This is a genomic window from Paraburkholderia sp. BL6665CI2N2, assembly GCF_004366535.1.
Lineage (GTDB): Bacteria > Pseudomonadota > Gammaproteobacteria > Burkholderiales > Burkholderiaceae > Paraburkholderia.
Map to the genome: position 1 here is coordinate 851,987 of NZ_SORC01000001.1, position 20,600 is coordinate 872,586.

Here is a 20,600-nt window from a genome sequence, read left to right on the forward strand (position 1 = left end):
ATCGAAGCGTCACGCCAATAGCTTCATGGCGCCGGGTTGAGCAGCGTTTTGTCGGCCGCGTTAGGGTCTTCGGCGCGCACGACCACGGCGGTGATGTTGTCGCGGCCGCCACGCGCCAGCGCCATGTTGACGAGTTCGTCAGACGCGTTCGCGCTTGCCGCATTGCTCAGCACAGCGAGCATGTCTTCTTCACTGACTTCGTTGCTCAGGCCGTCGCTGCAGAGAAGGAAGACGTCGCCGTCCGCGACCTCGATCGCATCGTCGTCGAGTTCGAGCAGGTCGGTGGCGCCGACGGCGCGCGTGATCATGTGTTGCGCCGGATGATGCCGTGCCTCTTCCTCGGTAAGCACGCCGAGCGACTTCAGCGCTTCCACCTGACTGTGGTCGCGCGTGAGTTGCCGCAGGCTGCCTTCGCGCAGCAGGTAGAGGCGGCTGTCGCCGGCCCAGATGTAGCCGCAGAAGCGATCACAGGCGAGCAGCACGACGACCGTGCTGCCGATACGCTGCACCTGGCGGCGCGCGGCTTCTTCGCGCAATTGGCGATTGGCGGTTTGCAGGCGCGCGCGCGCATCGGCGACGAAGGATTTCATGCTGACGGGCGGCGTCAGCCCGCTGAGCGCGTCGATCACCAGACGGCTCGCCAGATCGCCGACCGCGTGTCCGCCCATGCCGTCGGCGACGGCCCAGCGTCCGAGCGCGGACTGGTCGAGGCACGAATCTTCGTTGATTTCGCGGACGCATCCGGCGTCGGAACGCGCGGACGACGTCCAGCGAAATTGGCTCGCACAGGTCACAACGTTTACACCGTATTGTTTGTGCTGCGTGCGTCGGGAGAGACACGGATGTTCGAGTTCGCGCCGGTGTTGCGTACATCGACCGACTGGAACGTGTTGATCATCTGGTTAGCATAGAAGTTGTTGGTGACGTCGTACAGGTTCACGACGGGTCCAATGCTCGGCGTATCGCGCACATAGGGCTGAATCCAGCCGTACACCCACGGGGCGCCGCCGCCGCCGCGGATCGCCGCCATCGCTTTACGGTCTAGCGCGAGGTTCAGCGAGAGGTCGCTCACTGTAATAGAAGCCATGTCGTTTCTCCGGTTGGCCGCGTGTGTAACGCGCGCGGTGACGCGCGGTTAAGATGTATCTGGCCGTTATAGTGCAAGTGCTATGCCAATTTGCGAGTGATTCGCGCGCTTTGTCGTGGTGCCTTGATTGCCGGGCGATTCCGAGCGTCTGGTGATGTAGTGCATGGACGCGCATGAATTAATCGGTCGGCTGGCAGCCAACATGCCCTCGTTCGAACCGATGCGCGACCCAACACATTTCCGCCGCTCGCCGCGCCGCTTCAATCGAAGTACTTCCCCCATCCACAGCAGCCAAAAATGAGCGCCGCTCGCCAACACTTCGGCGGGATTTCTGTGGGCCCACAACGCACACTCGTCGCTTCCGGAATCCCACCATTTCCCGCGAAGCCCTTTAAATAAAGGCTTTCGCACACATGGCCCGGATGATGCAAAAGATCTCGCAACAGTGTTGGAATCGAAGCGAGACAGCCATGAACACGAACCAAACCAGCAGCGAACACAGCGCAGACCGCTGCGACGCCGCGTCCACCATCGACCTGCCGATCGGCGCGCATCTCGTCACGCAACGTCGCGGTTACGAGCACCACGGCATTTACGTGGGCAATGGACGCGTGGTTCATTACTCGGGCTTCGCGGGTTCAGCGCATCGCGGCCCGGTTGAAGAAGTAGAACTGGAACGCTTCGCCGCCGGCCATCCGTTGACGATTCGTTCGACCCCATCCGCCCGCTACGTTGGCGACGAAGCCGTACGCCGCGCACGCTCCCGTCTCGGCGAAAACCATTATCGCCTGCTAACGAACAACTGCGAGCACTTCTGCGCATGGTGCCTGATTGGCGAAAGCCGTAGCGAACAAGTGCATTGCTGCCTGCGCCATCCGCGTACCGGCATGCATGCGCTGGTATGCCTCGTGAAGGCCTTTGTGGAAAGCAGCGCGAAGGGCGTTCACGGTGCCGCTCAGTTGGCGTGAACCGACAGCATCGAACTTCAACGACTCGTTCCAGTAATTCAACCGTTCAAGGATTCAAGGAGAACATCATGGCCGCAGCGGAAAAGACCTTGCATTGGGCCGTAGACAAATGGCTTGCCCCGACCCCGTCGATGCCCGCACGCGTCGTGCAGTTTTGCCACCGTGCGTCGCAACATCAGCGCTATGTGTGCGTGGAAGCCTTGCGTCCGGGCGGCATGCTGTCGATCTTCTTCTTCCGTCACGACGACGGCTCGTGGAATGTGTTTCCGCCGCAAGCCGAACGGCCCGCCATGAACGGACATCGCCGCGCATTGCTGGCTGCCTAGTTCTGCGTCTGCGCAGACGCTTCCTTGGTGATCCATTGATTGAACAGCAGCATCGCCGGTGTCATGGTTTTGCCCTTCAGCCATGTCAGCCAGTAACTGCCGGCATGAACCTCCACGTCGAACGGGCGCACCAGCCGGCCTGTGTTGATCTCGTGATCGAACATCAGCGCGGGCGCGAGCGCAATACCCGCACCCTGCATCGCCGCTTCCACCATCAGCCGCGACGAATCGAACACCGGCCCGCGAATCGGCCGCGGCGGAATGCCCGCAGCGCTGAACCAGCTCATCCAGTCATCAGTGCGATAGGAGCGCAGCAGGGTTTCGTCGACGAGATCCTCCGGCTTCGACAGGCGCGCGGCGATCTCCGGTGTGCACAGCAGCGCGAGCGGTGCGTCGAGCAGGCGCGTCGCGAGCGAACCGGGCCACGTGCCGTCGCCGAAACGGATCGCGAAGTCGAGGCCTTCGGTGGCGAGATCGACCAGGTTGTTGTTGGTCAGCAGCCGCAGTTCGACGAACGGATGCGCGTCGCGGAACGACTTGAGGCGCGGCATCAGCCAGCCGACCGCGAAGGTGCCCACCACGCCCACCGTCAGGACCTCGTGAAAGTGGCCGCCTTCGAATTGTTTGAGCACCGCTTCAATGCGATCGAATGCATCGGTCAGCACCGGACGCAGCGCGAGGCCCTCGTCGGTCATGGCGAGGCCGCGCGGCAGACGTTTGAACAGCGTGGTGCCAAGCCGCTCCTCCAGGGTTCTGACCTGCTGGCTGACGGCGGCCTGGGTGACGTTCAGTTCGAGTGCCGCGCGCGTGAAGCTCAGATGCCGGGCGGACGATTCGAACGCGCGCAGCGCGTTCAACGGAAGGTACGGTCTCATGGCGAAGGCATAAGATTTTCTTGGGAGTAGGCTAACTTATCATCGTTTGTCAGCGATCGGCGGAAAACCGATAGTGGCGGCTTCACAAAGGAGCGGCGATGATCACAAGACGGAAGTTCGCGGGTGCGATGCTGGGCGTTTCGATAGCTGGGCTTGCGGTTGGGAGTGCGGGCGCGCTTGGCAAGGTATCCGGCAAAGCGGTGAAAACGGGCACGGCGGAGCAAGGGTCCGAGTTGGCGAAGGCGGATGCGATCCGCCGGCGGCTCGTTGAAATCGAAGCGGCGAGCGGCGGCCGGCTGGGTGTGTCGATCGTCGATACGATGTCCGGCTTGCACGCCGGCTTGCGGACCGACGAGCGCTTTCCGATGTGCAGCACTTTCAAGATGCTGGTGGCGGGCGCTGTATTGGCGCGTACGGATCGTGGCGAGGAAGACTTGCAGCGGCGCGTGGTGTTTTCACAAAGCGATGTGGTGTCCAATTCGCCGGCCACGAGTAAGCACACGCGCGAACTGACCGGCAATGCGGGCATGAGCATCGCGGAGTTGTGCAAGGCGGCGATCACGCTCAGCGACAACACGGCGGCGAATCTGTTGCTCGCCACGTTTGGCGGCCCGGCGGGATTGACCGCGTTCGCTCGCAGTCTCGGTGACGGCGTCACGCGGCTGGATCGTATCGAGCCGATGCTGAACGAAGGCACTCCCGGCGATCTGCGCGACACCACCACGCCCAACGCCATGCTCGGCAATCTGCGCGAGCTGCTGCTCGGCGAGCGGTTGTCGTCATCGTCGCGGGCGCAACTGTTGGCGTGGCTCGCCGCTAACGAGACCGGCGGCGCACGGATTCGTGCCAAGCTGCCGAAGGATTGGGGCGTGGGCGACAAGACCGGCACCGGCGATCACGGCACGGCCAACGACATAGCAATTCTCTGGCCGTCCGGACGCGGTCCGGTGCTGGTGACCGTGTACCTGACCGAAACGGATGGCAACGCGGCGCGCAGCAATGCAGCGATCGCGGATGTGGGCGCGCTGGTGGTGGCGGCTATCTGATCCTGGCGGGGGCTCGGGACGTACACGTTCCACGCAACGCGATGCGATGACCGGAGCGCCGATCGAAGTGTGCGACACTAGGGCCACACCGAAAGGGGCAACAGCGAATCGGCCTCGATGGATGCGGTGAGAAGTTGACTGTCCATGGAAATGCTCGACACCTTCTGCCGACGTTCGTCCAGGTAAGCCGTCGGCTTGATCAACCACGCATCGCTGCCTTGATTCGGAGTCCCCCATGTCTGTCTATGTGCTGGCATTGCTGATCGGCGTCGTGGCCGGTCTCCGCGCGATGACCGCGCCCGCCGCGGTCAGTTGGGCGGCGCATCTGGGCTGGTTGCCGTTGCAAGACACGCCGCTGGCCTTCCTCGGCTTTACCGCCACGCCGTATATCTTCACGGTGCTGGCCATTGTCGAACTGATCACCGATCAACTGCCGAAAACCCCTAGCCGTACCGTGCCGATGCAATTCGGCGCGCGTCTCGTGCTTGGCGGCTTGAGCGGCGCGGCGATCGGCGCGGCACATGGCGGAGTGGGGAACGGGTTGATCGCGGGATTGATCGGCGCCGTGATCGGCACCCTGGGCGGCGCGAGAGTCCGCGGCGCGTTGGCGCGTGCCTTTGGGCGGGACCAGCCGGCCGCGTTGATCGAAGACGCGGTGGCGATCGTCGGCGCGGTGCTGATCGTGATGGCGTTGCGTTGATGCGCTTCGGCGAGACGGGACGCGCCTCGTCTCGCTGACGCAGTTCGGGCGCTTCAACCGACCCGTGCAATGCGTGAATCGGCGGATGCCTGCGGTGCCGGCAGGGCACTTGTAACCACAGTGGCGGGAATCAGCTTGCCGCGCACCCAGCAGGCCCAACGTCTTCCCCACCAGAATCGCGATGATCACATTCGCCGCGATGAACAGAACCGGCGCGGCGTATTCGACCGGACCCGTCGCACCTCGTTCGACCATCCGGAGCGCCATCGTCGGCAGTGCGGCGACGCCGAAGCTGAAGGCCCAGTAAGCCGGCATGAAGGCCTGTTGGCGAATCCACGGCAGCAAACGCAGGAGCAGCAGAGCCTGGTACAAGCCATAACCGAGCAGAATCATGGCGAACAGATCAGGAGTACCGCTGCTCAGACTCAGATAGGTCACGCCCCCGACGACCGGCGGTGCGAGCTGGATGCCGAGCACCGGGCGCAATGCGTCGGGCAGCGGTTCATGCACGGCGGCGCGGTGCAGGATCAGCGATTCGATTGCGAGCCACGACAGCAAACCTGCTCCGAAAAAAAGTTCGCCCAGTTGGTGAAGGCCGAAGGCGGCCGAAGCCGTGCCCGCCACGAAGCTCGCGCCCACGGTCGGCAGATAGATGGCGGGCGTCACCAGTTCCGGCTTGCGACCGCCTTGCCAGAGCCGTCCATGCAAATACGTGCCGAGAGCGAGTTGCGCGACTACGGCTAGGCCGAACAGCGCGAGCGCCAATGTATGCGCGTAAGGCTGCAGAAGCTGGGCCGCGAGCAGGCTCGAAATAGGAGCGAGCGCCGCGAACGACGATTGCACCGGATGCTGCATTTCCACTCGCGCTTCGTCCGCATGCGTCAGCCATTTTTGCCCGTAGGCCACCAGAATCACGAGCCACACGACGAGCGCGGCCACTGTCATCACATCGCCTATCACGGTGGGCAGGTGCCAGAGCCTGATCGCCACGCGCCACAAATTGGCGAACGCCAGTGCGCCCACCGCGATCCCGAAGAAAGCAACTGGAATCGTGCCACGATTGCTGTTCATCACCGATCCTCCGAAAGTTGCGTCGCGCGCCATTGTTGCGGCTCTGCGCGATCGATGACGTACTGTAAAAGGCCGCGGCCAAACGCTGAATGCTGGGCGCGCTCAACAAATCGCGCGATCGTCTCAAGATGCAATGTGACGCATCCTGCCGGCATTTGCTCCGCGGTGGCCGCTCGAGTTCGGCATTGCGCGGAATCAGCGCCAAAGCGCCTGTGGCGGGTATGACAGCCCCGCGTCATGGCGTAAAATTTCCGCTTCCCTATGAAGTCATGCCATCCATGCCAACGCCCGCGGACAAATCGAACACGAAGGAAAGCGAAGGTGTGGCCGTCATCGATCGTGCTTGCGCGATCCTGTTCGCATTCCGGCCAGACGACGACGCGCTCACGCTCGCCGAACTGGCGGCGCGCACGGGGCTTTACAAGAGCACGTTGTTGCGGCTCGCGGGCTCGCTGATCCAGCACCGCTTGCTGCTGCGTCTCGACGACGGCCGCTATCAGCTTGGCTCCGCCACCTTCATGCTGGGCGCGCTATACCAGCGCAGCCTGAACCTCGGCGATATTGTCGTGCCGCTCATGCGCGATCTCGCGGAAACCAGCGGCGAAAGCGTGTCGTTCTATGTGCGTGACGAAGCGGTGCGGGTGTGTTTGCATCGGGTGGATTCGAAGCACGCGGTGCGTTTTCACGTGCGCGAAGGCGACGTGCTGCCGCTGGAAAGCGGTTCGGGCGGCCTTGCGTTGCTCGCCTTCGGCGGCATGCCGGGCGCACCGTACGAGAAGATTCGCGAGGACTTCTACTGTGTGTCGATCGGCGAACGCGACCGGGAGACGGCGGGCATTTCCATGCCGGTATTCGGCGTGCGCCAGAGCCTGCGTGGCGTGCTGACGCTGGCCGGTCCGAGCTCGCGTATCGATCAGGCATTCCTCGAACGCAATCTCGGCGCGCTATTCGATTGCGCCGCGCGCGCCACTGATGCCCTGGGCGGCGATTCGCGCGCCATGCGCAATGCGCAGCGGCGTGCGGCCGAAGTCCAGGACAAGTAGTTAGGGTGAGCGGTTCAACGCAAGCGGCTCAAGGCAAATGCCGCTCGGGCTTGCCGGTGTACGTGTAGGCCATCTGGCGCGGCATCGGACCTTTGTTGCGTTCCTTGCGACCGCGCTGTTCCCATGCATGCGACAGAATGCCGACCGCGCGCGAAAGGCAGAACACGCCGCGCGCCAGTTCCGGCGCAAAGCCGAGTTCGGCGTAGATCACAGCGGTGGCGCCGTCGATGTTCATCGGCACGGGCTTGCTCTTGCGGCTCATCAGCAGTGCTTCGATGCCGCGCGCAATCGCGGCATAGCGTCCGCTGATGCGCTCCGTACGCACGTTCTCGTCTACCAGCGCAAGAAGCCGCGGCGCACGCGGATCGACCGGATGAAAGCGATGCCCGAAGCCGGGCAGATATTTGCCGTGCTCCGCGATGAACGTATCCACACCTTGTTCTACGGCGTCTTCCAACACGGCGCCCGCCTGCATGCGCGCATCGATCGAGTCATACAGTTCGACCGCCTGCTGACCGGCGCCGCCGTGCACGTCGTCCAGCGCGTTAATCGCGGAGGCCATTGCGCCGTTGAGCGGCAAGCCGCAACTGGTCGCCATCCGCGAGATCGCAATCGACGGCGCATGCGGCCCATGATCCACCGACGACACCAACGCTGCTTCGAACAAGCGCGCCTGATCGGTGTCGGGCAATTCGCCGCGCAGCATCAGCCAGATCATCTGCGGAAAGCTGATGTTGCCGATCAACTCCTGAATCGGGAAGCCGCGCACGTTGATCGAGCCTGGATGAATGTCGATGATCGAGGTGCTCCAATAGTCGGCAGCGAGCTTCGCTGCGTCGATTGCATGCGTCATGTTCAGATCACTCCTTCGGCGCGTAGTTGATCGATATGTGCGTCGTCGTAACCGAGCGCGGCGAGCTGTTCATGTGTGTGGGCCGAGAGAACCGGCGCGGGTGTGCTCGGCGCCGTGTCAGCATCGTGCAGACGAAAACCCGCGCGAGTCACGCGCTGGCGGTCCGTATTGGCGTCCGCGGCGAATTCGCGGATGAAGCCGCGCGACTCCAGATGCGGATGCGCGAGAATCTCCGGCACCGACATCACGCGGCCGGCCGGCACGCCGGCTTCAAAGAAACGGGCCTCCCAGTTCGCGGCGCTGTCGCGCGCGAGTGCCGTTTCGATTTCCGCTTTCAATGCGGCGCGATTCACCTTGCGCGCGTTGCGCTCGGAAAAACGCGGATCGTCGAGCAGATCCGCTCGGTCGATCAACTGACACAAGCTCGCGAACTGTCTGTTTTCGTTAGCGGCGATATTGAGCGGGCCGTCGCCGGTTTTGAAAGTACCGGACGGCGCGGCGGTGAAGTTCTCGTTGCCCATCGGCGTCGGCGTGACGCCGGCGTTCAGGAAGTTCGAGACGACCCATCCCATTGTCGCGAGCGTGGCTTCGAGCATCGACACATCGAGCAAGCGGCCATGTCCCGTGGTGCGCGCGTCGAGCAGCGCGGCGCAAATGCCGAACGCCGCCGTGAGGCCACCCACCGTGTCCGACACCGGATAGCCGACGCGCAACGGGGCGCTGTCTGCATCGCCGGTCACGCTCATCACGCCGGAAATACCCTGAATGATCTGATCGTAAGCAGGGCGCTTCGAAAACTCGCCGTCCATGCCGAAGCCGGAGATCGCGCAATACACGAGCTTCGGATTGACCTCGCGCAGCGCCTCGAAATCGAGGCCGAGACGCGTCATCACGCCGGGCCGGAAATTTTCGACCAGCACGTCCGCGGTTTTCACGAGATCGCGCAGAATCGCCTTGCCACGCGGGTCTTTCAGATTGAGCGTGACGGATTGCTTGCCCGCGTTCACGGCGACGAACGAGGCGCCCATGTTGCGCGCCGACGCGTCCTTGTCGGCGCCCAGGCGCCGCGCCAGATCGCCGCCTTCCGGATGCTCGACCTTGATCACTTCGGCGCCGAGCAACGCGAGTTGATACGCGCAAAACGGGCCGGCCAATACATTCGATAAGTCCAGTACGCGGACTCCAGCCAACGGCAGCGTCATGTTCAAAACCTCTTGTTCGGAATGCGATGCAATGCGTTCAATGCGTTCAATGCGAAATCTCGTCGAGATTGCGATGGTTGGTCCGCGGCCCGAAGATACCGATCGCGCCCATCACCATCACCATCGACGCGCTGATCAACGCAAACACACCGCTTACGCCGAAGTGACGCAGTGCGAACGCGATCATGAAGCCGGAGAACATGGCTGACAGACGCGACATCGAGTAGACGAAGCCGACGGCGCGCGCCCGCAGACGCGTCGGGAAGAGTTCGGTCTGGTACGCGTGATAGCCGACCGAGAGCAGCGTGCCGCTCAGCGTGATCAGCACGCCGAGCGTCATCAGCATGGCAGGCGAGGTTTGCGTTGCGAACAGGCTGCCGAACACCGCGATGCCGAGTGCCGACAGCACGATCAACCTCTTCCGTTCGATGCGGTCCGCGATCGCCATGCCGATCAGCGGTCCGAACGGATTCGACACCGCGATCACGAACGAGTACAGCAGACTGTGTGTAATCGTCACGCCTTTGGAGACGAGCAGCGTCGGCACCCACGAGGCGAAGCCGTAAAAACCGATTGCCTGGAACAGATTGAAAACGAGCATCGTGATCGCGCGTTTGCGATACGGCGGTTGCCAGATTTCGCGGAAGGCGGCCTTGGTGGTCGCCGGTTCGACGGTCGGCACGGCAGGCGGCAACGGCTTGCCGTATTGCGCGGCGACTTTCGCTTCCAGCGCCTGCAGCACCTGCTCGGCCTCGGCGGCGCGGCCCTGTTGCGCGAGCCAGCGCGGACTTTCCGGCAGGCGTCGGCGAATCGCCCACACCACCACCGCGCCCAATGCGCCGATGATCACAACCCAGCGCCAGCCGTCGAGTCCGAACGGCGTGAGCGGCACCAGCCACCACGCGAGAAACGCGACCGACGGCACCGCGGTGTACTGCACCAGATGCACGAATGCAAACGCTCGTCCGCGCAAATGTTTAGGCACGAGTTCGCTGACGTAAGTGTCGATCGTCACCAGTTCGACGCCCACGCCGATGCCGGCAATCAGGCGCCACAGATTGATAGCGGGCGCCGTGCTTTGCAGCGCCATGATCAGCGTCGCGGCGGAGTACCACAGCAACGACACGGTGAACACGGTCTTGCGGCCGTAGCGGTCGGCCATGCCCGCCAGAAAAAACGTGCCGATGAAGAGCCCGGCAAACGAAGCCGCCACGAACGCGCCGAGACCGGACACGCCGAAGAACGACGCGGTGGTCGTCGAATAAACCCCGCTTTTGACGAGGCCGGGCCCGACGTACGCGGTGAAGAACAAATCGTAAAACTCGAACCAGCCGCCGATCGACAGCAGGAACACCAGCATCCACACCGCGCGCGTCGCGGGCAGGCGGTCGATGCGCGCGTTGACGCCGGGCGTGAGCGCCGGCGCGTCGGCGCTTGAGTGGGGCGACGCGCCGGATGCATCGTCGATCGGCAGGCTTGCCATGGAATATCTCCTTCGGTGTCTCTCGTCGGTATCGTTCTGTTAGACAGAACGATGTTCTATTTAATGGGTGTGCCGAGAGTAGTCGGTGTGGCCGGTAGCGGGGAATTCGGGGTTTTACCTAGAGAGGAGAAATAGCGCCTGCGGCTGGGCGCTCGCGCCGGCACGCCGGATGGGGCACTCCGGCGCCCCAACGCTTTATGCGGTCATGCGCTGAAGCATGGCCAGCAGCGTGTCGAATGAAAGCGGCTTGCGCGCGTATTCGATGCGGGGATTCGGCTGCACGGGGATATCCGCGGCCGCGCTGCACAGAATGATCGGAATGGCACGCAGGTCGGCATCGGCGTTCAGCGCCGCGCACAATTGCAGCCCCGACATGATCGGCATCATGCAGTCCGACACGATGATGTCGGGTCGGGTCTTGCGTATCTGTTCGAGCGCGGCGGCCCCGTTCGACGCCGTCAGCACGGTATAGCCGTGCCGCTCCAGCAGCAGCCGCCAGACAGTCAGGATGTCGAATTCGTCGTCCACGACCAGAATGGTTTTCATGGGCGGCTAGGTATTTCTTCGCTGCGGCAGCGTAGCCGACAGGCCGCCCGGCGAATGCAGGCTGGCGGGGCTCCCCGAGTTTTCGATCACGTCGAGGCCTTGGGACGAAATCACGAGCTCGCGCAGGGATGTGTCGTGGGCGCTTTCACGCTGCTTGACCACCGAAATCATGCGGCGCAGACCCGTTTCAGTTTCGGCATAACGCAGCAGCACGAGGTTTTCGGTCAGCGCCGAAACGCGCACGCTCTTCGCGTGGCCGGGATCGGCGTAAAGCGGCAACTCCTCGGTCAGCAGCGTGGTGATGCAGGCTTCGCGAAGCTGGTGTAGCAGCGCATTCAGGAACAGACCGAAGCGCTCGGTGCGCAACGCGGAATCGCGGAAACCCTCCACGCCGTCTATAACGATACGCGACGCGCCGATTTTCTTGACCGTGGCGAGCGCGGTGGCGGCGAGTTCGTCGACAGCGAGTTCGACGGCCGGCTGCCATTGAATCACGAGCCGGCCGTCCGCATACGCGTCCGCGAGTCCGATCGACACGGCTTCAGCCTTGCCGACCAGCCGCTGCGGTCCTTCGTAGAAACCGAGGTACACGCAACGCTCGCCGCGCGCGATGCCGGCTGCGAGAAACTGCAGACAAAGGAGTGTCTTGCCGACGCCCGACGGCCCGATCAGCGTAGTCGTAGAGCCTTGCGCAAAGCCGCCGCCGAGCAGGGCGTCGAGATGCGGCAGGCCGAAGCCGAGCCGCGTTTTCAGATCCACAGGGCCCGGCGGCAGGGCGCCCTGCGCTTCCAGGCGCGGGAACATGAGGAGCCCGCTCTCGGCGATGCGGAAGAAATGCTTGCCCATCAAATGATTGCGCGCGCGCATCTTGTGGACTTCGATTTCGCGCGCGCGGCGCATGCCGTCGCTGTAGCGGTTCAGTTCGATCAGGCCGTCGACGAGCGTATGTTCCGGATGCGGTTCGTTGCCAGAGAGCGGCGCGAGCAGCAAGGTCGTGCAATCCATGGCCGCGACCAGTGCATTCAGTTCGTGGATGAACTTGGACAGCGACAGTTCGGTCTCGCTGAATTCGCGCGCGCTCCGAAACCCGTCGATGATCATCAGGCTCGGGCGGTAATCGTAAATGATCGAGGCAATCAGCTTGAGGAAGCCGTCGAGGCCGTCCTTCATCAGTTCGTGATAGCCGGACACGAATAGCATCTGCTGGGCGACCGCGTTTTCGTCGAAGAAGCTCAGACCCTTGAGATGACCCAGCAACTTGTCGTGCGATTCGGCGATCAAGGTCATGTACAGCACCTTTTCGCCCTGGCTTACACGATGAAAACCAATCTGGCTCGACAGGATCGTCTTGCCGGCGCCGGCCATGCCTTCGAGCAGATACACGCCGCCGCGGACCAGACCTCCGCCCAGGATCTCGTCGAGACCGGGGACACCCGTTTCCACGTTGGATCGGGGAGACGTCTGAGATTCGTCGTTAGTCATTGTCGAAGAGTCGTTCAAAGTGCGGAGAAGCGATCGCTCGCACAGGAACCGTCCATTGCTCAAATTACTATAATCAGCAATCCGCGTTCCCGCTCCTGGGCGGCGACGCTGTGCGTCGGCATGAGATGCAGGGGATTCTACCTGGCGGCGAGGCGCTTGGCGAACCGTAAGTCGGGTAAAGGTGCGAGGCGCGGGAGGAGGAGCAGTGCCGACCGCCGAATCGCGGTGAATCTTTCAACGCGATGCAGGGATGAGGAGAGACGGGGCCGCGCCTCGCGCAGGCGGTAGTACACAAGCACATTCCATGCGCGAGGCGGGACAGCGAAGCGGGCCGACGGCCCGCTCGTAGTTCATCTACAAGCTCAGCTGCAAGCGAAACTACTCGCGGCGTTGACGTCGCCGCCCTGATAGCGCGCCACTTTCGGATACGGGCAAAGCGGCCGCGTGCGTCCCGCGCCCCAGGCGGCGGGCACGTCCGAGTTCGGCACGGCATTGCCTGCGTCGCGCGCAGTGGCGACCACGCTGTCCGGCGCCTTGCCCTGTTCGACCCATGCGACGAGCGGCGTGAGCATGTCGAACTGGTCGGTGCTCGGACCGCCGCTGCAATGGTTCATGCCGGCAATCGTGTAAAGACGCGCGAAGTTCGACGCGTCGCCGCTATTGGCGGCTGTGAGCCGTTGATACCAGTCGGTCGTGTCGTTCGATGAAAACACCGGGTCGCTCGTGCCGTGATAGACCATCAGCTTCGCGCCGCGCTGCTTCAATGCGCTTAGATTGGTTTCGTCGGGCGGCGTCATGAACGACCAGGCCGACTCGCTATACGCGCCGCTGGTGGCGAAGATCTTCGGCGCGTCGGTGTCCATGCTGAAGTTCAGCGCATACGCGGACAACTGGCTCAACACGGAAGCGGTCTGCGGCGGCGTGGTGAACGTGAAGGCCGCCGCAGCCGGGTCGAGTGTGATCGAGTTGCCCTGCTTCCACCCGGACCAGCCAGGGCCGAGTCCGGCGTCGTATGGGAAGCTTGCATAGAGGGCCGTGCCCGCACTGTTGCGCGCGCCGGAGAACACATTGCCGACGGCGTCCTTCTGCGCGCTCGTCAAACACGTGCCGTCGCGGACGTTGTTCGTGCAGGTGGGGACATCGGTAGCAAGGCTGAAGTTCGCCTGGCATGCCTTGATATCCTGAATGAGGCCGTCGCTGACGCCGTCGAGCGCATCGCACTTTGACAGTATTTTCGACGCCACCATTTGACGTTCCGCGGCGGTGAAGCCGGTCGTAATATCGGGCAGGCCGTTCGAGGTCGTCGCGGTTGCCACTTTCGCGAACTGCTGCGCGCTCCACATTTCGCCGACGGCCGCCTTCGGCAAATGAAAGCCCGGATCGCCCGCAATGATGCCGTCATATTCCGCCGACGAGCGTGCCGCCGCGACCATTGCATGACGTCCACCGTTAGAGCAGCCGTCGAAATAGCTGCGATCCGGCGCCTTGCCATAAGCGAGCTTGATGACCTGCTTGGCCATCGGCGTGAGCGTGGCGACTGCGTTGTAGCCGTAGTCGATGCGCGCCTGCGGGTCCAGACCGAACAGCGGATTTTGCGCCGAGCTATGCCCCGCATCGGAGCTGATGACTGCGAAGCCCATGTTGAGCGCGTCGCTGATGGGACCGCCGCCGCCGATCTCGCCGGTGGCCGTGACCACATTGCCGTCGAGACCGCCGTTGGCCTGATAGAAGAAACGCCCATTCCACGCAATCGGCAGGCGCATCTCGAAGCCGATCGCATAGGTCTTGCCGTCGACGCTGCTGACCCGCTGATTCATGCGGCCTTGAATCAGGCAATGTTCGGCGATCGGTTTGCCGGCTACTTTGAGCGTGCCTGCCGCGACATCCGATACGGTGGTGAAGACGGTATTGGCGAAGCTGAGCTTCGCGGCGAGTGCGGCGCAATTGCCCGCAAGCGTACCGGGCGTGGCCGCGCTCAGTTGCGGCAACGCGGAGCTGTTGGCGCTGCTGTTGGCGGCGCTGCCGAGATCGTTGCCGCCGCACGCGGCGAGTGTGAGCGCTGCGGCGGCCGCAAGCGCGATAGCGGTGCACTTCATGCTGTGTCTCCTAGAACGAATGACGAACGCCAACCATCACACCGGTCTGGCCGGTGCCTGCCGTGGGCGTCGTGCCGCCGCCGCCCGCGCTGACCGAGTAGCGCGCCTTCGCGCTGTTGGCGAGATACGAGCCCTGGGCGTACACAGCGGTGCGCTTCGAAAGCAGATAGGTGGTGCGCAGCGTGCCCATCGTGGCGCGCGTGTCGTGCTCGCTATTGGTGATGTGATAAACCTCGCCGTCGACGATGAAAGCGGGCGTCACGTTGTACGACGCGGCGACGAAGAACAGATTCGAGCGCACGCTGGCAATTGTTTCCGCCCCCGGTTCGACGCGGCGGTTGAGCCATCCCACGCCGAGCTTTCCTTTGCCGAGGTTCGCGTAGGCGCTCACATGCGTGCGGATGTCCTTGTCAGCGGCGCTGGTGAGCGGAGTCGGCGCGATGCCGTCGAAGAAGTTCGCCGCCGCGGTGCTGCCGCCACGCTGCTCTTCATACGACGCCGCGACGCCGAACAGCGGCGCGTCGTACTTCAGCATCACGGACCATTCGCGGCATTGAGTCGGCTGTCCGGCGACCGACCCCGTACACGTGCCCTGGCCCGGCGAGTTGCCGGTGCCGGCCGAGTCGCGGCCGAACGAGTAGTTCGCACCGAACGTCACGCCCGCATAGCTGCCGAGGTACACCACCGAGTTGTCGGCGCGGGCATTCGGCACGTAGGCGTCGAGCGAGCCCAGGCCGTAGATGTCGGGGCCGATCAGGTCCGCGCCCATCAGTGCGAGGTACGTCATCGTGTACTGACGGCCGAACGAGACCGTGCCGTACGGACTCTTGATGCCGACGAACGCCTGACGCCCGAACAGCCGTCCGCCCTGACCGAGATCGCCGGCGCGCACGTTGAAGCCGCTTTCCAGCGTGAATACCGCGCTATAGCCGCCGCCCAGGTCTTCGTTGCCGCGCAGACCCCAGCGCGAAGGCAATTCGCCCGTGACCGACGGCATGCGGAACACGCTCTTGCCCGCGGCGTTCGCGTGCGAAACGTATTCGATGCCGGTATCGATAATGCCGTAGAGCGTCACGCTCGATTGGGCCGCTGCCGCGCCGCTGACGGTGCACAGTGCGCCGCAGAGTAATAGACGTGCGGATGCTTGCATGAAGGGTGTCTCCGAACCGTTGAATGAATGTGTGTTGTTGTTGTTGGGTGTTCTTGTGCCGATGGTCAGTCGTCGGCGCGTGGGCGGCGCAGCAGGAGCAGCGCGGCGGCTGCCGCGATCAGCGTGACAGGAATGCTCGCGCCGATCACGGTCGACGAACTGCGGCCCATCGCCAGCAATTGACCCGCCGCGAGCGGCCCGACCACGGAGCCGATGCGGCCCACCGCCACTGCCGCGCCGACGCCGGTGCCGCGCATGGCCGTCGGGTAGAACGCGGCGGAAAGCGCATACAGCACCGATTGGCCGCCGATCACGAACATCCCCGCGAAGAAAGCAGAGGCCGCGAGCGCGCCGAAGCCGTGCGCCGTCGAAAGCGTCGCGAGCGAAGCGATGATTCCGACATACATACCGGCCACCACGACGCCCGAGCGGATGCGATCCATCAACATGCCGATGCACAGCGCGCCCATCCCGCCGCCGATGTTGAAAAAGATCTGCACGTAGCCGACTTGCGCGCGCGTCAGACCGCTCGCGGCCATCAACGAGGGCAGCCAGTTGAGCAGAAAGTAGAGGACGATCAGCGTGCAGAAGTAGCTGACCCAGATCTGCACGGTGGAGAGCCCGCGCGTGCCGCCGAACAGGATTTCGCCGACCGGCGCGGGCTTGGCTTGTCCATCGCGTGATGCCTTGGTGAATGCCTTCGAATCCGCGAGGAATGCGAGCAGCAGCGGCACCAGCACGAGCGGCCCCGCACCGCCGACATAGAAAATGTGACGCCATTCGGTGTCGCCCGCACTCAACACGCCGATCACCGACGCGATCACGCCGCCGAACGGAATGCCGCAATACATCACGCTCACGGCGGTGCTGCGCGAGCGCGGTTCGACCGCTTCCGACGACAACGCGATCAGATTCGGCAACGCACCGCCGAGTCCGATACCTGTCAGCACTCGCACGATCACGAGCGTGTGAAAGTCGCTCACCAGCGCGGTCATGATCGACAGCAGGCCGAACAGGCAAGCGGATATCACCAGCACGCGCTTACGGCCGATGCGATCGGCGAGCCGTCCGCCGAACATCGCACCCGGCAGCAAGCCGAAGGTGCCGGCGCTGAACGCCAGTCCCATCTGCGCGACGGAAAGGCCGAACTCGCGTGCCATGCGCGGCGCGGCGACGCCGACCGACTGCAGGTCGAGTCCTTCGAGCAGGGCGATGGCAAAGCACAATCCAAGGGTGACGAAGGCGCCTGTCCGGCTCGGCGTCGCCGGGACCGCGGTGGCTTCGGTCGAATTCAATGTTCCGGCTCTTTTCACGTTAGTGATCCTTATTAAATGGCGTGGTTTTCCGGTTTCGCTGGAAGACAGCAGATGCCGAGTCGCTGTCCGCACGACAGACAGGTTCGGCAAGCGGGCGTCATGTCATCGTCGAGGCCGCGATGGAATGCCCGGCAGCAGCGCAGCGAACACCGCCGCGCGCGGCGCATCGTTTCGATGGCCAGACGACGGTGCGTTTGCTTCGAGGCGAGGCGGCGCGTCTCCACACGCTGCATCGTGGACTGGATTTAATATCAGGTAGGCTGATAACACAAGCGCAAATTGTTCGGTGAAAACACCTAGCAATTCGGCGGTGTGGCGTGCGCGGATCTAGCCGCGCAGATTACGAACGAAAGTTTCGAGGTGAGTTTGAACCGCGCCGGCGGCATCGAGCTCGATGCCTTCCATCATCTGCTTTTCGATGGTTTTCACGGCCTGCTCGCATTCGCGCAACACGGCGCGCCCTTCGTCCGTGAGTTGCAGCAGCACGATGCGGCCGTGCGTCGGATCCGGTTCGCGGCTCACCCAGTTGCGGGCGGCCATCGCGTTCATCACTTCATTGGCCGATTGCGGCGTGATGAACGAACGCTCGGCGACCTGCGCATTGGACGCCTGCCCTTTGGCTTCGAGCACGGAAAGCGCGGTGAATTGCGCGAGCGTCAGGCCGAGCGGCGCGAGCGCTTCCGTCATGCGGCGCCGCAGGATGCGGTCGAGACTGCCGATCACATAGGTCAGGCGCAGGCTGGAACGGCGAGTGCGCGCGGCGGCAGGCTCGGCAGGCGTATTTTGATTTTTGCTCATCATGGACAGTAGGTTCGGTCTATCCGGCATCTTAGCGTGCCTCGCCCCGAATTTCGCTGCTAGGGGTTTGCACCGAGCTTACGAATTTCCACTTTACATATCAGGCAGCCTGATATTAAATGCGTTCATCAGGCCGCGGTCGCGGCCAACGTTCACGGAGAAAACAGATGAGTTATGAAGGCCGTTGGAAAACCGTCAAGGTGGATGTCGCGGAAGGAATCGCATGGGTTTCGTTCAATCGGCCCGAGAAGCGCAACGCCATGAGCCCAACGCTGAACAAGGAAATGATCGAGGTGCTCGAAGCCGTTGAACTCGACGCCGAAGCGCAGGTTCTGGTGCTCACGGGCGAAGGCGACGCATGGACAGCCGGCATGGACCTGAAGGAATATTTCCGCGAAGTCGACGCCGGCCCCGAGATCCTGCAGGAAAAGATTCGCCGCGACGCGTGCCGCTGGCAATGGCAACTGCTGCGCATGTACGCGAAGCCGACCATTGCGATGGTCAACGGCTGGTGCTTCGGTGGCGGCTTCTCGCCGCTGGTGGCATGCGACCTGGCGATCGCCGCCGACGAAGCCACGTTCGGTCTCTCCGAAATCAATTGGGGCATTCCGCCGGGCAATCTGGTGAGCAAAGCAATGGCCGATACCGTCGGGCATCGTCAGGCGCTGTATTACATCATGACGGGCGAGACCTTCACCGGTCAGGAAGCGGCGCAGATGGGCCTCGTCAACAAGAGCGTGCCGCGTGCCGAGTTGCGCGAGGTGACGCGTGCGCTCGCCGGCAAACTGCTCGAAAAGAATCCGGTGGTGTTGCGCGCCGCCAAGCATGGATTCAAGCGTTGCCGCGAATTGACGTGGGATCAGAACGAAGACTACCTGTACGCCAAGCTCGATCAGGCGCAGCTGCGTGATCCGGAAGGCGGCCGCGAACAGGGCCTCAAGCAGTTCCTCGACGACAAGGCGATCAAGCCGGGTCTGCAAACGTACAAGCGCTGATCGGTCGCATCGGCGTGGATTTCAATTCACGCAGACTACGACGAGAGATGCAGCAAGACAGACAGCGAGGAGACGACAGACATGCATGAAGTGACTTTGTTGATTGGCGGCGAAAGCCGTGGCGCAGCGGACGGCAAGACCTTCGAGCGGATTAATCCGGCGAGCGGCCAGGCTGCGTCGCGCGCGGCGGGGGCCACGCTGGCCGATGCCGACGCCGCGGTCGAAGCGGCGTCGCGGGCCTTTCCGGCCTGGTCGGCGCTGGCGCCGACCGAGCGCCGCAAGCGACTGCTGGCAGCGGCCGATCTGATGGATGCCCGCACCGCGCAGTTCATCGAAACCGGTGTCGCCGAAACCGGCGCGATGCCGAACTGGTACGGCTTCAACGTCATGCTCGCCGCCAACATGCTGCGCGAAGCCGCCGCCATGACCACGCAGATCGACGGCGACGTGATTCCCTCCGACGTGCCAGGCAGTCTCGCGATGGCGGTGCGCCAGCCATGCGGCGTGGTGCTCGGCATGGCGCCGTGGAACGCGCCGGTTATCCTCGGCACGCGGGCCATTGCCATGCCGCTCGCGTGCGGCAACACGGTCGTGCTCAAGGCATCCGAAGGCTGTCCCGGCGTGCATCGGCTGATCGGCAGCGTGCTGCAGGAAGCCGGTCTCGGCGACGGCGTAGTCAACGTGATCACGCATTCCGCTGAAGATGCACCGGCGATCGTCGAGCGGCTGATCGCGCATCCGGCGGTACGTCGCGTGAATTTCACCGGTTCGACGCGAGTGGGGCGCATTGTCGCGCAACATGCAGCGTCGCATCTGAAGCCGGCGTTGCTGGAACTCGGCGGCAAGGCGCCGGTGGTCGTGCTCGACGACGCTGATCTGGACGCGGCGGTGGCCGGCATCGCGTTCGGCGCGTTCTTCAACCAGGGGCAGATTTGCATGTCGACGGAGCGCGTGATCGTCGACCGGAAAATTGCGGATGCGTTGGTGGAGAAGCTCGCGGCGAAAGCGCGGACTTTGAAAGCGGGCGATCCGGCCGCTGCCGATTCCGTGCTCGGCGTGCTCGAAAGCGCAGCCGCCGCGCAACGCATCAAGACGTTGATCGAGGATGCGCACGAGAAGGGCGCCAAGTTGCCCGTTGGCTGCACGGTCGACGGCGCCGCGATGCAGCCGGTGATCGTAGACGGCATCACGCCTGCCATGAAGCTGTATGCGGAAGAATCGTTCGGGCCGGTGGTGACGGTGCAACGCGTGGACGGCGACGAGGAAGCGATTCGAATCGCCAACGACAGCGAGTACGGACTCTCGGCAGCGGTATTCAGCCGCGATGTGTCGCGCGCGTTGAACGTGGCGAAGCGTATCGAATCGGGTATCTGCCATATCAACGGTCCGACCGTGCACGATGAAGCGCAGATGCCGTTCGGCGGTGTGAAGAAAAGCGGTTACGGGCGATTCGGCAGCAAGGCGTCGATTGCAGAGTTCACGGATCTGCGTTGGATCACGATTCAAACCGGACTTCGGCATTATCCGATCTGATCGTTGCGATCGCGCTTTTCACAGAGGAGA

The 20,600-nt window shown here is 63.5% G+C and carries 19 protein-coding genes and 1 pseudogene; 7 read left to right on the forward strand and 13 right to left on the reverse strand.

Annotated features, from left to right (window positions below):
• Window positions 1-23 precede the first annotated feature (23 nt).
• Together B0G81_RS03790 and B0G81_RS03795 are read right to left on the reverse strand one after the other, a co-directional pair.
• Window positions 24-794, reverse strand: a complete 771-nt coding sequence (locus B0G81_RS03790; RefSeq protein ID WP_134133579.1) for a protein phosphatase 2C domain-containing protein — start codon at window positions 792-794, stop codon at window positions 24-26.
• A 5-nt stretch (window positions 795-799) separates the two neighbouring features.
• A complete protein-coding gene (locus tag B0G81_RS03795; RefSeq protein ID WP_106278784.1) occupies window positions 800-1,087 on the reverse strand; it encodes a hypothetical protein in 288 nt (95 codons plus the stop codon).
• Window positions 1,088-1,557: 470 nt separating this feature from the next.
• On the opposite strand from B0G81_RS03795, the gene B0G81_RS03800 reads away from it, so the two are divergent.
• Window positions 1,558-2,055: a lecithin retinol acyltransferase family protein gene (locus B0G81_RS03800; RefSeq protein ID WP_106278781.1), complete on the forward strand. Its 498-nt coding sequence runs from the start codon at window positions 1,558-1,560 to the stop codon at window positions 2,053-2,055.
• A gap of 68 nt (window positions 2,056-2,123) precedes the next feature.
• A complete protein-coding gene (locus B0G81_RS03805; RefSeq protein ID WP_012425909.1) occupies window positions 2,124-2,381 on the forward strand; it encodes a hypothetical protein in 258 nt (85 codons plus the stop codon).
• Here B0G81_RS03805 and B0G81_RS03810 read toward each other — a convergent pair.
• Window positions 2,378-3,256, reverse strand: a complete 879-nt coding sequence (locus tag B0G81_RS03810) for a LysR substrate-binding domain-containing protein (RefSeq protein WP_134133580.1) — start codon at window positions 3,254-3,256, stop codon at window positions 2,378-2,380. The two genes, B0G81_RS03805 and B0G81_RS03810, sit on opposite strands and share 4 nt — an antisense overlap.
• Window positions 3,257-3,354: 98 nt before the next feature.
• Between B0G81_RS03810 and bla the strand changes: the two genes are divergently transcribed.
• Both bla and B0G81_RS03820 read left to right on the forward strand, forming a co-directional pair.
• The gene (gene bla, locus B0G81_RS03815) at window positions 3,355-4,302 is read left to right on the forward strand and encodes a class A beta-lactamase (protein WP_134133581.1); all 948 of its coding nucleotides are present in this window, start codon (window positions 3,355-3,357) and stop codon (window positions 4,300-4,302) included.
• A 235-nt stretch (window positions 4,303-4,537) separates the two neighbouring features.
• A complete protein-coding gene (locus B0G81_RS03820; RefSeq protein ID WP_134133582.1) occupies window positions 4,538-5,002 on the forward strand; it encodes a DUF4126 domain-containing protein in 465 nt (154 codons plus the stop codon).
• Window positions 5,003-5,055: 53 nt separating this feature from the next.
• On the opposite strand, the pseudogene tehA reads toward B0G81_RS03820, so the two are convergent.
• A pseudogene (gene tehA / locus B0G81_RS03825) lies at window positions 5,056-6,073 on the reverse strand (dicarboxylate transporter/tellurite-resistance protein TehA).
• Between the two features lie 278 nt (window positions 6,074-6,351).
• Between tehA and B0G81_RS03830 the strand changes: the two are divergent.
• Window positions 6,352-7,116: an IclR family transcriptional regulator gene (locus B0G81_RS03830; RefSeq protein ID WP_116122954.1), complete on the forward strand. Its 765-nt coding sequence runs from the start codon at window positions 6,352-6,354 to the stop codon at window positions 7,114-7,116.
• A 28-nt stretch (window positions 7,117-7,144) separates the two neighbouring features.
• On the opposite strand, the gene B0G81_RS03835 is transcribed toward B0G81_RS03830, so the two are convergent.
• From B0G81_RS03835 to B0G81_RS03875, 9 genes are all read right to left on the reverse strand, one after another.
• On the reverse strand, window positions 7,145-7,969 hold the full coding sequence (locus B0G81_RS03835; RefSeq protein WP_134133583.1) for a citryl-CoA lyase: 825 nt from the start codon (window positions 7,967-7,969) through the stop codon (window positions 7,145-7,147).
• A 2-nt stretch (window positions 7,970-7,971) separates the two neighbouring features.
• Window positions 7,972-9,171 (reverse strand): CoA transferase, encoded by a 1,200-nt coding sequence (locus B0G81_RS03840; protein WP_134133584.1) that lies wholly within the window; start codon window positions 9,169-9,171, stop codon window positions 7,972-7,974.
• Between the two features lie 46 nt (window positions 9,172-9,217).
• On the reverse strand, window positions 9,218-10,654 hold the full coding sequence (locus B0G81_RS03845; protein ID WP_134133585.1) for an MFS transporter: 1,437 nt from the start codon (window positions 10,652-10,654) through the stop codon (window positions 9,218-9,220).
• A 195-nt stretch (window positions 10,655-10,849) separates the two neighbouring features.
• Window positions 10,850-11,200, reverse strand: a complete 351-nt coding sequence (locus B0G81_RS03850) for a response regulator (protein WP_106278758.1) — start codon at window positions 11,198-11,200, stop codon at window positions 10,850-10,852.
• 6 nt (window positions 11,201-11,206) lie between these two features.
• The gene (locus B0G81_RS03855) at window positions 11,207-12,682 is read right to left on the reverse strand and encodes an ATPase domain-containing protein (RefSeq protein ID WP_134133586.1); all 1,476 of its coding nucleotides are present in this window, start codon (window positions 12,680-12,682) and stop codon (window positions 11,207-11,209) included.
• Window positions 12,683-13,044: 362 nt separating this feature from the next.
• Entirely contained in the window at window positions 13,045-14,778 is a 1,734-nt protein-coding gene (locus B0G81_RS03860) for a tannase/feruloyl esterase family alpha/beta hydrolase (protein ID WP_134133587.1), read from the reverse strand.
• A gap of 10 nt (window positions 14,779-14,788) precedes the next feature.
• A complete protein-coding gene (locus B0G81_RS03865; RefSeq protein WP_116122960.1) occupies window positions 14,789-15,928 on the reverse strand; it encodes a porin in 1,140 nt (379 codons plus the stop codon).
• Window positions 15,929-15,993: 65 nt separating this feature from the next.
• Entirely contained in the window at window positions 15,994-17,223 is a 1,230-nt protein-coding gene (gene mhpT, locus B0G81_RS03870; protein WP_134142983.1) for a 3-(3-hydroxy-phenyl)propionate transporter MhpT, read from the reverse strand.
• A 348-nt stretch (window positions 17,224-17,571) separates the two neighbouring features.
• Window positions 17,572-18,045: a MarR family transcriptional regulator gene (locus B0G81_RS03875; RefSeq protein ID WP_208328504.1), complete on the reverse strand. Its 474-nt coding sequence runs from the start codon at window positions 18,043-18,045 to the stop codon at window positions 17,572-17,574.
• 164 nt (window positions 18,046-18,209) lie between these two features.
• On the opposite strand from B0G81_RS03875, the gene B0G81_RS03880 reads away from it, so the two are divergent.
• Together B0G81_RS03880 and B0G81_RS03885 are read left to right on the forward strand one after the other, a co-directional pair.
• The gene (locus B0G81_RS03880) at window positions 18,210-19,037 is read left to right on the forward strand and encodes a p-hydroxycinnamoyl CoA hydratase/lyase (RefSeq protein WP_106278740.1); all 828 of its coding nucleotides are present in this window, start codon (window positions 18,210-18,212) and stop codon (window positions 19,035-19,037) included.
• Window positions 19,038-19,118: 81 nt separating this feature from the next.
• Window positions 19,119-20,570 (forward strand): aldehyde dehydrogenase, encoded by a 1,452-nt coding sequence (locus B0G81_RS03885; protein ID WP_134133589.1) that lies wholly within the window; start codon window positions 19,119-19,121, stop codon window positions 20,568-20,570.
• Window positions 20,571-20,600 lie beyond the last annotated feature (30 nt).

Bases quoted from the DNA above. Each gene is read 5' to 3' on its own strand.
- B0G81_RS03795 (WP_106278784.1), bottom strand. From the start codon at position 1,087: ATGGCTTCTATTACAGTGAGCGACCTCTCGCTGAACCTCGCGCTAGAC.
- B0G81_RS03800 (WP_106278781.1), top strand. From the start codon at position 1,558: ATGAACACGAACCAAACCAGCAGCGAACACAGCGCAGACCGCTGCGAC.
- B0G81_RS03805 (WP_012425909.1), top strand. From the start codon at position 2,124: ATGGCCGCAGCGGAAAAGACCTTGCATTGGGCCGTAGACAAATGGCTT.
- B0G81_RS03810 (WP_134133580.1), bottom strand. From the start codon at position 3,256: ATGAGACCGTACCTTCCGTTGAACGCGCTGCGCGCGTTCGAATCGTCC.
- bla (WP_134133581.1), top strand. From the start codon at position 3,355: ATGATCACAAGACGGAAGTTCGCGGGTGCGATGCTGGGCGTTTCGATA.
- B0G81_RS03820 (WP_134133582.1), top strand. From the start codon at position 4,538: ATGTCTGTCTATGTGCTGGCATTGCTGATCGGCGTCGTGGCCGGTCTC.
- B0G81_RS03830 (WP_116122954.1), top strand. From the start codon at position 6,352: ATGCCAACGCCCGCGGACAAATCGAACACGAAGGAAAGCGAAGGTGTG.
- B0G81_RS03835 (WP_134133583.1), bottom strand. From the start codon at position 7,969: ATGACGCATGCAATCGACGCAGCGAAGCTCGCTGCCGACTATTGGAGC.
- B0G81_RS03840 (WP_134133584.1), bottom strand. From the start codon at position 9,171: ATGACGCTGCCGTTGGCTGGAGTCCGCGTACTGGACTTATCGAATGTA.
- B0G81_RS03845 (WP_134133585.1), bottom strand. From the start codon at position 10,654: ATGGCAAGCCTGCCGATCGACGATGCATCCGGCGCGTCGCCCCACTCA.
- B0G81_RS03850 (WP_106278758.1), bottom strand. From the start codon at position 11,200: ATGAAAACCATTCTGGTCGTGGACGACGAATTCGACATCCTGACTGTC.
- B0G81_RS03855 (WP_134133586.1), bottom strand. From the start codon at position 12,682: ATGACTAACGACGAATCTCAGACGTCTCCCCGATCCAACGTGGAAACG.
- B0G81_RS03860 (WP_134133587.1), bottom strand. From the start codon at position 14,778: ATGAAGTGCACCGCTATCGCGCTTGCGGCCGCCGCAGCGCTCACACTC.
- B0G81_RS03865 (WP_116122960.1), bottom strand. From the start codon at position 15,928: ATGCAAGCATCCGCACGTCTATTACTCTGCGGCGCACTGTGCACCGTC.
- B0G81_RS03875 (WP_208328504.1), bottom strand. From the start codon at position 18,045: ATGATGAGCAAAAATCAAAATACGCCTGCCGAGCCTGCCGCCGCGCGC.
- B0G81_RS03880 (WP_106278740.1), top strand. From the start codon at position 18,210: ATGAGTTATGAAGGCCGTTGGAAAACCGTCAAGGTGGATGTCGCGGAA.
- B0G81_RS03885 (WP_134133589.1), top strand. From the start codon at position 19,119: ATGCATGAAGTGACTTTGTTGATTGGCGGCGAAAGCCGTGGCGCAGCG.